Source organism: Streptomyces sp. NPDC001153 (genome assembly GCF_053598315.1).
In genome coordinates this window covers 72974-86148 of record NZ_JBSFJZ010000008.1, presented here as the reverse complement: position 1 = coordinate 86148, position 13175 = coordinate 72974, and the positions used below count along the sequence as shown (strand labels likewise).

Genomic DNA, 13175 nt, shown 5'->3' with positions numbered 1-13175 from the left:
GGCCGTGGCCATGCCCGACCGGGTCGCGCTCGCCCGGCACTTCTCGGCGCCCGTCCATGCCCATCTGCTGCGCGTGAGCTGGGTCCGTACGACGGCCTTCAGTGCCTGGAGCGCCCTGGACGCCTGGCTGGTCTGGCGGCTCGTGCGCTGACCGAAACCGACCCACCCGCATTCCTGTGGCCTGCGACGCGGAACGTTCCGTCGCAGGCCACAGGCATGTCCCGGGGACTTCCGCAAGCTTTGTCCAGCGGTGCTGGCGTACTCCTTGGCCGTGGCCATGCCCGACCGGGTCGCGCTCGCCCGGCACTTCTCGGCGCCCGTTCATGCCCATCTGCTGCGCGTGAGCTGGGTCCGTACGACGGCCTTCAGTGCCTGGAGCGCCTTGGACGCCTGGCTGGTCTGGCGGCTCGTGCGCTGACCGAAACCGACCCACCCGCATTCCTGTGGCCTGCGACGCGGAACGTTCCGTCGCAGGCCACAGGCATGTCCCGGGGACTTCCGCAAGCCTTGTCCAGCGGTGCTGCCGTACTCCTTGGCCGGATCTTTAGCGGACCTTGAGGCCGCGCCGAGAGCGTGTGCTCACGCCGGTGCGGCCCTCCCGCCGACGGCAGCTCCACGATCTGTGTCCCTGTGCGCTCCGGCCGGCATCGATGCGGCCGTGATGCGAGGGGACGGCCCTCTTACGGAAAGGCAGCCGACATGTCAGCGACGGACCCTGCCGCGGACTCCCGCCGCGCGGCGGAGCCGGGGCGCCGGCCCACAGCCCCCCGCCGGGTGGTCATCACCGGCATCGGAGTGGTGGCACCCGGCGGCACGGGCACCAAGGCCTTCTGGGACCTCATCACGTCGGGACGCACCGCGACCGGACGCATCTCCTTCTTCGACCCGTCCCCGTACCGCTCGCAGATCGCGGCCGAGTGCGACTTCGACCCGGCGCTCCACGGGCTGACGCCGCGTGAGATCCGCCGCATGGACCGGGCGACCCAGTTCGCGGTCGTCGGTGCCGGCGAGGCCGTGCGCGACAGCGGCCTCGACTTCCAGGACCCCGATCCGGCCCGGATCGGCGTCACCATCGGCAGCGCGGTCGGCGCGACCATGGGGCTGGAGGAGGAGTACGTCGTCCTCAGCGACAGCGGGCGCAAGTGGCTCGTCGACGCCGAGTACGGGGTGCCGCACCTGTACGGGCACTTCGTGCCGAGCAGCATCGCCGCCGAGGTCGCCTGGACCGTGGGCGCCGAAGGCCCCTCCGCGGTGGTCTCGGCCGGCTGCACCTCCGGCCTCGACTCGGTCGGCTACGCCCGCGAGCTGATCGCCGAGGGCAGCGCGGACATCATGGTCGCCGGTGCCACCGACGCCCCGATCTCCCCGATCGCGGTCGCCTGCTTCGACGCCATCAAGGCGACCTCGCCGCGCAACGACGACCCGGAGCACGCCTCCCGGCCGTTCGACAGGAGCCGCAACGGCTTCGTGCTGGGCGAGGGCGCGGCGGTTTTCGTCCTGGAGGAGTACGAGCACGCCCGGCGGCGCGGTGCGCACATCTACGCCGAGATCGCGGGCTTCGCGTCCCGGTGCAACGCCTTCCACATGACCGGACTGCGGCCGGACGGCCGGGAGATGGCGGTGGCCATCGAGACCGCGCTGGCCGAGGCCCGGATGAACCCGCAGGACGTGCAGTACGTCAACGCGCACGGCTCCGGCACCAAGCAGAACGACCGCCACGAGACCGCCGCGTTCAAGCGCAGCCTCGGACAGCACGCGTACGACGTGCCGGTCAGCTCGATCAAGTCGATGATCGGCCACTCGCTCGGGGCGATCGGATCCATCGAGATCGCCGCCTGCGCGCTGACGATCGAGCACGGCGTGGTGCCGCCCACCGCGAACCTGCACACCCCCGACCCGGAGTGCGACCTCGACTACGTCCCGCACACCGCCCGCGAACAGCGGGTCGACACGGCGCTCACCGTCGGCAGCGGATTCGGCGGGTTCCAGAGCGCCATGGTGCTGACCCGGCCCTCGGAGAGGAAGACGGCATGACCGAGTCCATCGCGGTGACCGGCATCGGCGTGGTCGCGCCGAACGGCCTGGGCACCGAGGAGTACTGGGCCGCGACCCAGAAGGGCATCAGCGGCATCGACCGGATCAGCCGGTACGACCCCGGCTCCTACCCGACGCAGCTCGCCGGCGAAGTGACGGACTTCGTCGCCGGGGAGCACCTGGCGAGCCGGCTGCTGCCGCAGACCGACCGGATGACGCAGATGGCCCTCGTGGCCTCGGACTGGGCGCTGGCCGACGCGGACCTGGACCCCGCCTCCGTGCCGGAGTTCGACATGGGCGTGGTGACGGCCAGCGCCTCCGGCGGCTTCGAGTTCGCCCAGCACGAACTGCAGAAGCTGTGGAGCAAGGGTCCGGAGTACGTCAGCGCCTATCAGTCGTTCGCCTGGTTCTACGCCGTCAACACCGGTCAGATCTCCATCCGTCACGGGATGCGCGGTCCCAGCGGAGTGCTGGTCACCGACCAGGCGGGCGGGCTGGACGCGCTCGGCCACGCACGCCGGCACCTGCGCAAGGGCACCGGCGTGGTCGTCTCGGGCGGGGTCGACGCCTCCCTGTCACCGTGGGGTCTGGTCTCCCAGCTGACCACCGGACGCCTGAGCCCGACCAGCGACCCCGAGCGTGCCTACGCGCCGTTCGACGTCTCGGCGGACGGACACCTGCCCGGCGAGGGCGGCGCGATCCTGGTCCTGGAGCGTGCGTCCCACGCCCGGGAACGGGGCGCGCGCAGCTACGGAACCATCGCCGGCTACGGCGCGACGTTCGACCCCAGGCCCGGCTCCGGCCGTGAACCGGGACTGCGCCGTGCCGTCGAGACGGCCCTCGCCGACGCCCGGGTGGCCCCGGAGGCCATCGACGTGGTCTTCGCGGACGCCGCCGGACTGCCTGATCCGGACCGGGCGGAGGCATCGGCGCTGAGCGCGGTGTTCGGCCCGTACGCGGTGCCCGTCACCGCCCCGAAGACGATGACCGGCCGCCTCTACTCGGGCGCCGCGTCGCTGGACGCGGCGACCGCCCTGCTCGCCATGCGGGACGGCGTCGTACCGCCCACGCTGCGCGTCACCGAGCAGGCGGCGGACTGTGCGATCGACCTGGTCCGGGACGCCGCCCGCGAGATGACGGTGCGGCACGCGCTGGTGCTCGCCCGTGGCCACGGCGGCTTCAACGCCGCCATGGTGCTGCGCGCCCCGACCGCCGACTGACCTGCCGTCCCAGCAATCTGACGGATGGTCAATTTCCCAGTCACTTACCCGTACCACTTCGTGGCCCACCGAAACGAGGACACCGACCATGACCGCACGTGAACTGACCCTCGACGACCTGACCCGCATCCTGCGCGAGAGCGCCGGTGAGGACGAGGGCGTCGACCTCGACGGCGACATTCTCGACACCCTCTTCGCCGACCTCGGCTACGACTCCCTGGCCCTGCTGGAAGCCTCCAGCCGGATCGAGCGCGAGTTCGGCGTGAAGCTCTCCGACGACGCGGTGAGCGAGGCGGAGACCCCGCGGCTGCTGCTGGCGGCCGCCAACGGGGCCCTCCCGCCGGCCGCCCGGGCCGCATGAGCCTCGTCGGCCCTCACCGACCTCATCGCCCGGCACCGACCCGCATCGCCCGTCATCGCCCCTCATCGACGTGAGAAGAGAGAGCACAGCATGGCCAACGACACGGCCACCACGGTCATCGTGACCGGTGGCACCAGCGGAATCGGACTCGCGATCACGGAGAGCCTGGCCACCGCCGGCGCCAGGGTCTTCATCTGCGCCCGCAACGCCGAGGACCTGGACGTCACCGTCAAGGGCCTGCGCGAGCGGGGCCTGGAGGTGGACGGCAGGACCTGTGACGTCCGCTCGCGGGAGGAGGTGCGCGCCTTCGTCGAGGCGGCGGTGGAGCGCTACGGCACCGTCGACACCCTCGTCAACAACGCGGGGCGCAGCGGCGGCGGCGTCACCGCCGACCTCGACGACGACACCTGGTACGACGTCATGGACACCAACCTCAACAGCGTCTTCCTCATGACACGGGAGGTGCTCACCACGGGCGGCATGCGCGACAAGGAGCGGGGCCGCATCGTCAACATCGCCTCGACCGGCGGCAAGCAGGGTGTCGTGCTCGGGGCGCCCTACTCGGCGTCCAAGCACGGCGTCATCGGATTCACCAAGGCGCTGGGCCTCGAACTCGCCAAGTCCGGGATCACGGTGAACGCGGTCTGCCCCGGCTATGTCGAGACGCCCATGGCGCAGCAGGTGCGGGCCAACTACGCGCGCATCTGGGACACCGAGGAGGAGGCGGTCCTGGAACGGTTCGAGACCAAGATCCCGCTGGGGCGGTACTCCACCCCGCAGGAGGTGGCCGGCCTGGTCGGCTATCTGCTCTCGGACCTCGCGGCCTCGATCACCGCCCAGGCGCTCAACGTGTGCGGCGGGCTCGGCAACTACTGATGCGCAGCGACGTGTACGCAGACCCGACGACAGGGAGCAACGTGCGATGACCGACGTACGGCACACCATCACCACCACAGCGGCACCGCGGACCGTCTACGCCCTGCTGGCCGATGCCGCGTCCTGGCCGGTGAACTTCTCCCCGACCGTTCACGTGGAGCAGCTGCAGCGGCCGGACGGCAACGGCGGGACCGAGCGCATCCGCATCTGGGCGCTAGCCGGAGACACCGTCAAGGCGTGGACCTCCCGCCGGGAACTGGATCCCGGCACGCTGCGCATCACCTTCCGGCAGGAGGTGTCCCAGCCGCCCGTCGCGTCGATGTCCGGGGCCTGGACACTCGAGGCGCTCCCGGACGGCGGCACCCGGATCGTCCTCGACCACGGCTACCGGGCGGTCGACGACGATCCGGCCTCCCTCGCCTGGATCGCGGACGTGACGGAGCGCAACAGCCGAGCCGAGCTGGCGAACCTGAAGGCGCTCGCCGAGTGGGCCGCCACCGGGCCGGCGCACCGGCTGACCTTCGACGACACCATCCTGGTGGAGGGCGGCCGCCCGGAGGACGCGTACGCCTTCCTCCACGAGGCGTCGCGGTGGCCGGACCGGCTGCCCCATGTGTCCCGGATGGAGCTCGTGGAGGACGATCCGGGCGTCCAGGTCATGGAGATGGACTCCATCACCCGCACCGGTGACCGGCACACCACCAGGTCCGTACGGATCTGCTTCGCCGGCGAACGCATCGTCTACAAGCAGACGGTGCTGCCGCCGCTGCTGGCCGCGCACACCGGTGAGTGGCGGGTGGCGGCCGTCGACGGCGGCGTCACCATCACCTCGCGGCACACCGTGGTGATCAACCCCGAGGCGGTGGCGGGCGTCCTCGGCGACACCGCGACGGTGGCCGACGCCCTGGAGTTCGCCCGTACGGCGCTCACCGGCAACAGCCGCATCACCCTGGAACACGCCCGGTCGTTCGCACAGGGCGACCCTGCCCTCGTCTCCGGCGGCTGAACGCGCCGCATGGAGGCCGCCGTCGCCGTCCGCTGGGCGTATGCGGGGGCGGACCCGCGCACCCGGGCCAGGGAACTCCTCAGGAGCGTCGCCGCCGAGGTGTGCGCCGCCCGGCCGGCCGACGTCGTGCTCGGCCGGGCGGCGTCGGGGCTGCCCGAACTGTCCGGCGCCGCCGCCGGACTGTGCGCCAGTGTGAGCCACACCCGGGGAGTCGTCGCCGTCGCGGTCACCGGGCCGCACACGGAGCTCTCCGGCATCGGGGTGGACGTGGAGGCGATCCGCCCGCTCGACGCGGCGGGGCTCGCCACCCGCTGGTTCACCCCCGGCGAGGCGTCCTGGGTGCTGTCCCTGCCGCCCGCACTGCGCCCGGTCGGTCTGCTGCACCTGTGGACGCGCAAGGAGTCGGCGGGCAAGGCGGCCGGCCGGGGACTCGCCGGCGGTGGGCTGCGCAGACCGGTGGGCAGCCCGCCGCCCGGCACCTTCCCCCGCACCTCCCGGCGGCTGACCTGGCTGCCCGGTGACACGGACCTCGCGGCCACCGTCCTGCCCGGCCCGCCCGGCTACGTGCTGTCCTGCGCCGGCCGTGGCCCCGCCGCCGGGATCACGACCGCCGAGGTCACGGAAGACCGGCAACCCCGGTCCGCTCGCGCTCTCCCGAGTCAACGCGACCCACGCAGAAAGGGCGAACACCATGCACACCACTGACGACGCCGTCTCCCACGAACGGCTCGCCGAGCTGCGCGAGATCAAGGAGGCGGTCCGGCGGGGCCCGGATCCGGCCGCCACCGAGCGCCAGCACGCCAAGGGCAAGCTCACCGCGTACGCGCGCATCGAACTCCTGCTGGACGAGGGGTCGTTCACCGAGATCGAGGCGCTCCGCAGGCACCGCGCCACCGGCTTCGGCCTGGAGCAGCGGCGCCCCCACACGGACGGGGTGGTGACGGGCTGGGGCACGGTGCACGGCCGTACGGTCTTCGTCTACGCCCACGACTTCCGGATCTTCGGCGGCGCTCTGGGCGAGGCCCACGCCACCAAGATCCACAAGATCATGGACATGGCCCTCGCGGCCGGTGCCCCGCTGGTCTCCCTGAACGACGGGGCGGGTGCCCGCATCCAGGAAGGCGTCAGTGCCCTCGCCGGCTACGGCGGCATCTTCCAGCGCAACACCAGGGCGTCCGGGGTCATCCCGCAGATATCGGTGATGCTCGGCCCGTGCGCCGGCGGCGCGGCCTACAGCCCGGCCCTGACCGACTTCGTCTTCATGGTCCGTGACACCTCCCAGATGTTCATCACGGGACCCGACGTGGTGCGCGCGGTCACGGGCGAGGAGATCAGCCAGAACGGTCTCGGCGGCGCCGATGTGCACGCGGCCACCTCCGGGGTGGCGCACGCCGCGTACGACGACGAGGAGTCCTGCCTGGCGGACGTGCGCTTCCTGCTGTCGCTCCTGCCCGCCAACAACCGTGAACTCCCCCCGGCCGAGGCCTGCGCGGACCCGGCAGAACGGCGCACCGACGCCCTGCTCGACCTGGTGCCGCAGGACCCGGGGCGTGCCTACGACATGCGCGCGGTGATCGAGGAGATCGTCGACGACGGCGAGTTCTTCGAGGTGCACTCGGCGTGGTCCACCAACATCCTGTGCGCGCTCGCCCGGCTCGACGGCCAGGTCGTCGGCATCGTCGCCAACCAGCCGGCGTCGCTCGCGGGCGTCCTGGACATCGGGGCGTCGGAGAAGGGCGCCCGGTTCATCCAGCTGTGCGACGCGTTCAGCATCCCCCTGGTCTCCCTGGTCGACGTGCCCGGCTTCCTGCCCGGGGTGGGCCAGGAGCACGGCGGCGTCATCCGGCACGGCGCGAAGCTGCTGTACGCCTACTGCAACGCCACGGTCCCGCGGGTCCAGCTGATCCTGCGCAAGGCGTACGGCGGTGCGTACATCGTCATGGACTCCCGGTCCATCGGGGCGGACATCTCGCTCGCGTGGCCGTCGAACGAGATCGCGGTGATGGGGGCGGAGGGCGCGGCGAACGTGATCTTCCGCCGGGAGATCGCGGCGGCCTCCGATCCGGAGGCGGTGCGCCGGCAGAAGATCAAGGAGTACCGGACCGAGCTGATGCACCCCTACTACGCGGCCGAACGCGGCCTGGTGGACGACGTCATCGACCCGGGCGACACCAGGTCGTGCCTGATCCGCTCCCTCGCGATGCTGCGCAGCAAGCACGCCGACCTGCCGTCGCGCAAGCACGGCAACCCGCCGCTGTGACGCCCGGGCGGACCGAACGGCCCGACGGCGTCCGGGTGCTCCACGGGAATCCGAGCCACGAGGACCTCGCCGTCCTCACGGTCGTGCTGAGGGCGGTGACGCGGCGCGCCGCGGCGGTACCCGCCGACCCCGGCCCGTCGAGGGCCGGCTGGGGAAGGGCCGAGGAGGGCCCGTGCCGGTCGGCGGGCTCGTGGCGAGCCGGATCACGGGGATGGGCCGGATCACGGGGATGGGCCGGATCACAGGGATGAGGGAGAGGGAACCGTCGTGCGTAAGGTGCTCATCGCCAATCGTGGCGAGATCGCGGTCCGCGTCGCCCGTGCGTGCCGGGACGCCGGAATCGCCAGTGTGGCGGTGTACGCGGAACCGGACCGGGACGCGCTGCATGTGCGCGCGGCCGACGAGGCGTTCGCCCTGGGCGGAGACACCCCGGCGGCGAGTTATCTGGACATGGCCAAGGTCCTGGCGGCGGCCGGGGAGTCGGGGGCCGACGCGGTCCACCCGGGGTACGGCTTCCTGTCCGAGAACGCGGACTTCGCGCAGGCCGTGCTGGACGCGGGGCTGACGTGGATCGGCCCGCCGCCGCGGGCGATCCGCGCCCTCGGGGACAAGGTCGCCGCCCGGCACATCGCACAGCGGGCGGGTGCGCCGCTGGTGGCGGGCACGGCGGATCCGGTGTCAGGAGCGGAGGAGGTGCTGGCCTTCGCGCGGGAGCACGGGCTGCCGATCGCCATCAAGGCCGCCTTCGGCGGGGGCGGCCGCGGCCTGAAGGTCGCCCGCACGCTGCGGGAAGTGCCGGAGCTGTACGAGTCGGCGGTGCGTGAGGCGGTGGCCGCGTTCGGGCGGGGCGAGTGCTTCGTGGAACGGTATCTCGACCGGCCGCGGCATGTGGAGACCCAGTGCCTGGCCGACGCGTACGGCCATGTGGTCGTCGTCTCCACGCGGGACTGCTCGCTGCAGCGCCGCCACCAGAAGCTGGTGGAGGAGGCCCCCGCCCCCTTCCTGACGGCTGCGCAGAACGACCAGCTGTACGCCGCCTCCAAGGCCATCCTGCGGGAGGCCGGGTATGTGGGCGCGGGCACCGTGGAGTTCCTGGTCGGGGCGGACGGGACGATCTCGTTCCTGGAGGTCAACACCCGGCTGCAGGTGGAGCATCCGGTGACCGAGGAGGTCACGGGCATCGATCTGGTCCGGGAGATGTTCCGTATCGCCGACGGCGAGGCCCTCGGGTACGACGATCCGCCGGTGCGCGGGCACGCCTTCGAGTTCCGGATCAACGGCGAGGATCCGGGGCGGGGGTTCCTGCCGGCGCCGGGGACCGTGACACGGTTCGTCGCCCCGTCCGGGCCGGGCGTACGGCTGGACGCGGGCGTGGAGTCCGGGAGCGTGATCGGTCCGGCGTGGGACTCTCTGCTGGCGAAGCTGATCGTGACGGGGGCCGACCGGGAGCAGGCCCTGCAGCGGGCGGCCCGGGCCCTGGGGGAGCTGCGGGTGGAGGGGATGGCCACGGCGGTTCCGTTCCACCGGGCGGTGGTGGCCGACGAGGCCTACACCAGCAGTCCCTTCCGGGTGCACACACGGTGGATCGAGACGGAGTTCGTCAACGCGATCCCGGCGTTCGCCGGCGCCGCGGCGGACCCCGGCACGGAACCCGCTCGCGAGACCGTCGTCGTCGAGGTCGGTGGCCGGCGGGTGGAGGTGGCGCTGCCCGCTTCTCTGGGGACGGCCGCCCCGTCCTCCGCCGGTGCCGTCAGGCCCAGGCGGCGCACGGCGGGTGCGAACCGGGCCGCCGCGTCGGGTGACGCGCTGACCTCCCCGATGCAGGGCACGGTCGTCAAGGTCGCGGTCCAGGAGGGGCAGCCGGTGGCCGAGGGGGAGCTCGTCGTCGTCATGGAGGCGATGAAGATGGAACAGCCGCTCCGTGCGCACCGCTCCGGCACGGTGAAGGGCCTGACGGCGGAAGTGGGCGCCTCCGTCTCCTCGGGCGCACTCATCTGCGAGATAAAGAGCTGAGTCGCAGGCGTGCGGTGGCGCACCCCGTATGCAGCATGCGGAGTGCGCCACCTCCATTTATGCCGCGGACCTGCGGCACCCTTCCAGGTTCAGACCCTCGGCCGAGTGCAGCAGAGACGTATCCCCGGAAAGAATTCGCTGGTGGATTCTTGTGACGTGCGGAGACGGTTCTATTCCCAGTTCTTCCCTCAGATTTTTGTGGAGTTTCCGGAATGTTTCGAGGGCCTGCGCCCTGCGTCCCGACCGGTACTGGGAAACCATGAGGAGGGAATGGGTTCGCTCATGCAACGGATCCTGAATTACCAGACCGGAAAGTTCACCGATCAACTGGTGATGGCGGCCGAGGTGCAGATCGGCTTCGATGCGCTGTTCGACGGCGACGGTGCGGGATTCCTCCAGCGACGTGCGGTGGGCCAGGAGCTGCGGCCCGGTGCGCACGTCCGCCAGGGCGGGGCCGCGCCACAACTGCGCGGCGCGCTGGAAGGACATGGTCGCGCGGTGGTAGTCGCCGTCCGCGAGCTCCCGGCTCCCCCGCTCGGTGAGCTGGGCGAAGACGTCCGCGTCGTGCGCCCCTTCGCCGGGCGACAGCTGGTAGCCCCAGCCCGTGTACGGCAGTACGTGCTGGGCGACGTGCTCGGTCGACAGTTGGAGAGTCGCCGCGAGTGAACGCCTCAGCAGGACGATGTAGGTCTGTATGACGGTCACCGCACTGGCTGGCGGATCGTGTTCCCACAATTCGTCGACGAGTGTTTCCATCGGCACGACCTGACCGGTGCGAACGGCGAGGAGAGCGAGAAGCTGACGAGGTTTCGGTGCGGTCGGAGCAGCTTCACGTCCTGCCGATCTCACAGTGAGAGGCCCCAGTATCCCGATGTCCATTATCCCCCTTGGTTGTACGCCCCAGGCACAGGCGTCGACATCGAAGAAAGCGTACTCTTGAACAGTACGATAGTTAACCTGTCACCTGTCAAGGCGATTCGGACTGCTATCGCTCCGTTTCGCTCACAAGTGGCGCATCTCGCATTGCTTTCCCTTTAGGGAAAGAATGCTATTACTGGGTAGTAATGAAGAGCCTACCCGAATCGGCCCAGGTCACCTCGCCGGCTCGCCGACTCGCCGGGGGCTAGGATCCGGCCCATGGCGCTGACCGTGGACGACGTGGACCGGTTCGAGGCGTGCAGGCCCCGGTTGGAGGCCATCGCCTATCGTCTGCTGGGCTCCGCGAGCGAGGCCGAGGACGCCGTGCAGGAGACGTTCCTGCGCTGGCAGGGCGCCGACGTCGGGCGCATCGAGGTGCCCGAGGCCTGGCTGACCAAGGTGCTCACCAACCTGTGCCTCAACCAGCTCGCCTCGGCCCGCGCGCGGCGCGAGGTCTATGTGGGCCAGTGGCTGCCCGAGCCGCTGCTCGCCGGGGATCCGATGCTCGGGCCGGCCGACACCGCCGAACAGCGCGAATCGGTGTCGTACGCGGTCCTCGCCCTGCTGGAGCGGCTGTCCCCCGACGAGCGGGCGGTGTACGTGCTGCGGGAGGCCTTCGGCTGTCCGCACCGGGAGATCGCCGAGATCCTCGATGTCACCGAGGCCGCCAGCCAGCAGATCTTCCACCGCGCCAAGAAGCACGTCGCCGACGGCAGGGCCCGCGCCGAGATCGACCGGGCCGCCGCCCGGCGGATCGTCGAGGAGTTCCTCGAGGCCGCCACCAGCGGAAGGACCGAGCCGCTGGTACGCCTGCTCACCCAGGACGCCATCGCGGTCGGCGACGGCGGCGGGAAGGTCCCGGCCCGCGCCAAGGCGTTCGAGGGCGCCCAGGCGGTCGCCAAGTTCATGCGGGGGCTGTTCAAGCCCAGCGAGGCCAAGCGCCGCCTCGTCGGCGGCTCGTCCGAGGTGTACGTCACGACCGCCAACGGCGACCCGGCCGTCGTGGTGGTCTTCGAGGGCCGGGTCATCGGTGTCATGTGCCTGGAGATCACCGCCGAGGGCATCGCCGCGTTCCGCAACCAGGTCAACCCCGACAAGCTGGACCGCGCGAGCCGGTGGTGGGCGGCCGCCGACCACGGCGCACCCCTGCTCACCCTCTGGTGACCACGATGTGAGGTGCTTCACATCCGGTTCCTGTCAGGAAACGGCGGGCCGCCCGGTTCAAGGGGCGAATCCGCTGAAGGCAGCGGCTGAGGACAGCAGCAGACAGGAGCCGGGAAATGCAGCACCGCATCGTCGTCCTGGGAGCCGGATACACCGGAGCCATCGCCGCCGGGCGCCTCGCCAGGCGGCTGCGCCCCGAAGACGTCTCCATCACCCTCGTCAACGCCGAGCCCGACTTCGTGGAACGCGTCCGGTTGCACCAGCTCGCGGTCGGCCAGTCGCTCAAGCCCCGGCCGTTCGCCGAGATGTTCGCGGGCACCGGCGTCGACCTGAGGCTCGCCCGGGTCACCGGCGTCGACGCCGACCGCAGGACCGTCGCCGTCACCGGCGCGCACGGAGCGGAGGAACTGCCGTACGACACCCTCGTGTACGCCCTCGGCAGCGGCTGGGCCGACCAGGGTGTCCCCGGCACCGCCGAGCACGCCGAGCAGATCGCGAGCCGCGCCGGAGCGCTCCGGCTGCGCGAGCGCCTGGCCGCCCTGGCCGCCGGACAGCCCGTGGTCGTGGTCGGCGGCGGCCTCACCGGCGTGGAGGCCGCGACCGAGATCGCCGAGGCCCGCCCGGACCTCGACGTCGCGCTCGTCGCCCGCGCCGGCTTCGGCGACTGGCTCTCGCCGAAGGGCGAAAGGCACCTGCGGAGGGTCTTCGGCAGGCTCGGCATCACCGTGCACGAGCACACCGCCGTCACCGCCGTCGAGGCCGACCGCGTCACCACGGCCGACGGCACGTCCGTGCCGGCCGCGGTCACCGTGTGGACCACCGGCTTCGCCGTCCACCCGATCGCGCGGGCCACCACCCTGGAGGTCACCGGCACCGGCCAGATCGTGGTCGACCGGACCATGCGCTCGGTCTCGCACCCGGAGGTGTACGCCATCGGCGACGCGGCCATGGCGACGGGCCCCGGCGGCAAGCCGCTGCGGATGTCGTGCGCCTCGGGCGTGCCCACCGCGTGGCAGGCCGCCGACGCCATCGCGGCGCGCCTGACCGGCGGGAAGCTCCCGAAGGTGCCGCTGCGCTACTTCAACCAGTGCATCTCGCTGGGCCGCAGGGAAGGCCTGATCCAGTACGTCACCGCCGACGACCGTCCCGTCCGGGCGGCCCTGACGGGACGGTCCGCCGCCGTCTACAAGGAGCTGGTCTGCAAGGGCGCGGCCTGGAGCGTCGCCAACCCCGTCCTCCTGCCGGCCCGGCGCCGCCGCGTCGTACCGGAGCCGGTCCGGGCGGGCGCGGAGGTCACGGCATCGGCCTGACGCCCCGGGGATC

General features: G+C 71.7%; 14 protein-coding genes. 13 read left to right on the top strand and 1 reads right to left on the bottom strand.

What is annotated here, in order from left to right; translation table 11 throughout:
• The first annotated feature begins 4 nt into the window (after positions 1 to 4).
• The 11 genes from ACWDEN_RS11525 (at position 5) to ACWDEN_RS11475 (ending at position 9770) form a co-directional block, all read left to right on the top strand.
• Positions 5 to 151 (top strand): hypothetical protein, encoded by a 147-nt coding sequence (locus ACWDEN_RS11525; RefSeq protein ID WP_351613302.1) that lies wholly within the window; start codon positions 5 to 7, stop codon positions 149 to 151.
• 120 nt (positions 152 to 271) lie between these two features.
• Positions 272 to 418 carry a hypothetical protein gene (locus tag ACWDEN_RS11520; protein WP_351613302.1) on the top strand — a complete coding sequence of 49 codons (147 nt, stop codon included), beginning with the start codon at positions 272 to 274 and terminating at the stop codon, positions 416 to 418.
• A gap of 281 nt (positions 419 to 699) precedes the next feature.
• The gene (locus tag ACWDEN_RS11515) at positions 700 to 2034 is read left to right on the top strand and encodes a beta-ketoacyl-[acyl-carrier-protein] synthase family protein (protein ID WP_351613299.1); all 1335 of its coding nucleotides are present in this window, start codon (positions 700 to 702) and stop codon (positions 2032 to 2034) included.
• Positions 2031 to 3254: a ketosynthase chain-length factor gene (locus ACWDEN_RS11510; protein WP_351613296.1), complete on the top strand. Its 1224-nt coding sequence runs from the start codon at positions 2031 to 2033 to the stop codon at positions 3252 to 3254. The genes ACWDEN_RS11515 and ACWDEN_RS11510 overlap by 4 nt, the downstream gene beginning before the upstream one ends.
• An 88-nt stretch (positions 3255 to 3342) precedes the next feature.
• On the top strand, positions 3343 to 3615 hold the full coding sequence (locus ACWDEN_RS11505; RefSeq protein WP_208899763.1) for an acyl carrier protein: 273 nt from the start codon (positions 3343 to 3345) through the stop codon (positions 3613 to 3615).
• 90 nt (positions 3616 to 3705) lie between these two features.
• Complete coding sequence (gene fabG / locus ACWDEN_RS11500) at positions 3706 to 4491, top strand: 3-oxoacyl-ACP reductase FabG (protein WP_351613293.1); 786 nt, start codon at positions 3706 to 3708, stop codon at positions 4489 to 4491.
• 46 nt (positions 4492 to 4537) lie between these two features.
• Positions 4538 to 5497, top strand: a complete 960-nt coding sequence (locus ACWDEN_RS11495) for an aromatase/cyclase (protein WP_351613290.1) — start codon at positions 4538 to 4540, stop codon at positions 5495 to 5497.
• A 9-nt stretch (positions 5498 to 5506) separates the two neighbouring features.
• Positions 5507 to 6202: a 4'-phosphopantetheinyl transferase family protein gene (locus tag ACWDEN_RS11490; protein WP_351613287.1), complete on the top strand. Its 696-nt coding sequence runs from the start codon at positions 5507 to 5509 to the stop codon at positions 6200 to 6202.
• Positions 6189 to 7757, top strand: coding sequence for an acyl-CoA carboxylase subunit beta (locus ACWDEN_RS11485; RefSeq protein WP_450858543.1), 1569 nt, complete (start codon positions 6189 to 6191; stop codon positions 7755 to 7757). The genes ACWDEN_RS11490 and ACWDEN_RS11485 overlap by 14 nt, the downstream gene beginning before the upstream one ends.
• Positions 7676 to 8008: an acyl-CoA carboxylase subunit epsilon gene (locus ACWDEN_RS11480; RefSeq protein WP_351613281.1), complete on the top strand. Its 333-nt coding sequence runs from the start codon at positions 7676 to 7678 to the stop codon at positions 8006 to 8008. Before ACWDEN_RS11485 ends, ACWDEN_RS11480 begins: the two co-directional genes overlap by 82 nt.
• 16 nt (positions 8009 to 8024) lie before the next feature.
• The gene (locus tag ACWDEN_RS11475) at positions 8025 to 9770 is read left to right on the top strand and encodes an acetyl/propionyl/methylcrotonyl-CoA carboxylase subunit alpha (RefSeq protein ID WP_351613278.1); all 1746 of its coding nucleotides are present in this window, start codon (positions 8025 to 8027) and stop codon (positions 9768 to 9770) included.
• 57 nt (positions 9771 to 9827) lie between these two features.
• On the opposite strand, the gene ACWDEN_RS11470 is transcribed toward ACWDEN_RS11475, so the two are convergent.
• Complete coding sequence (locus ACWDEN_RS11470) at positions 9828 to 10649, bottom strand: AfsR/SARP family transcriptional regulator (protein ID WP_351613275.1); 822 nt, start codon at positions 10647 to 10649, stop codon at positions 9828 to 9830.
• 258 nt (positions 10650 to 10907) lie between these two features.
• On the opposite strand from ACWDEN_RS11470, the gene ACWDEN_RS11465 reads away from it, so the two are divergent.
• Complete coding sequence (locus ACWDEN_RS11465; RefSeq protein WP_351613272.1) at positions 10908 to 11852, top strand: RNA polymerase sigma-70 factor; 945 nt, start codon at positions 10908 to 10910, stop codon at positions 11850 to 11852.
• A 116-nt stretch (positions 11853 to 11968) separates the two neighbouring features.
• Positions 11969 to 13162 (top strand): NAD(P)/FAD-dependent oxidoreductase, encoded by a 1194-nt coding sequence (locus ACWDEN_RS11460; protein ID WP_351613270.1) that lies wholly within the window; start codon positions 11969 to 11971, stop codon positions 13160 to 13162.
• The last annotated feature ends 13 nt before the right edge of the window (positions 13163 to 13175 follow it).

What these genes read in the sequence shown, in the direction of transcription:
- ACWDEN_RS11515 (WP_351613299.1), top strand. Translation starts at nt 700, where the DNA reads ATGTCAGCGACGGACCCTGCCGCGGACTCCCGCCGCGCGGCGGAGCCG.
- ACWDEN_RS11510 (WP_351613296.1), top strand. Translation starts at nt 2,031, where the DNA reads ATGACCGAGTCCATCGCGGTGACCGGCATCGGCGTGGTCGCGCCGAAC.
- ACWDEN_RS11505 (WP_208899763.1), top strand. Translation starts at nt 3,343, where the DNA reads ATGACCGCACGTGAACTGACCCTCGACGACCTGACCCGCATCCTGCGC.
- fabG (WP_351613293.1), top strand. Translation starts at nt 3,706, where the DNA reads ATGGCCAACGACACGGCCACCACGGTCATCGTGACCGGTGGCACCAGC.
- ACWDEN_RS11495 (WP_351613290.1), top strand. Translation starts at nt 4,538, where the DNA reads ATGACCGACGTACGGCACACCATCACCACCACAGCGGCACCGCGGACC.
- ACWDEN_RS11490 (WP_351613287.1), top strand. Translation starts at nt 5,507, where the DNA reads ATGGAGGCCGCCGTCGCCGTCCGCTGGGCGTATGCGGGGGCGGACCCG.
- ACWDEN_RS11485 (WP_450858543.1), top strand. Translation starts at nt 6,189, where the DNA reads ATGCACACCACTGACGACGCCGTCTCCCACGAACGGCTCGCCGAGCTG.
- ACWDEN_RS11470 (WP_351613275.1), bottom strand. Translation starts at nt 10,649, where the DNA reads ATGGACATCGGGATACTGGGGCCTCTCACTGTGAGATCGGCAGGACGT.
- ACWDEN_RS11465 (WP_351613272.1), top strand. Translation starts at nt 10,908, where the DNA reads ATGGCGCTGACCGTGGACGACGTGGACCGGTTCGAGGCGTGCAGGCCC.
- ACWDEN_RS11460 (WP_351613270.1), top strand. Translation starts at nt 11,969, where the DNA reads ATGCAGCACCGCATCGTCGTCCTGGGAGCCGGATACACCGGAGCCATC.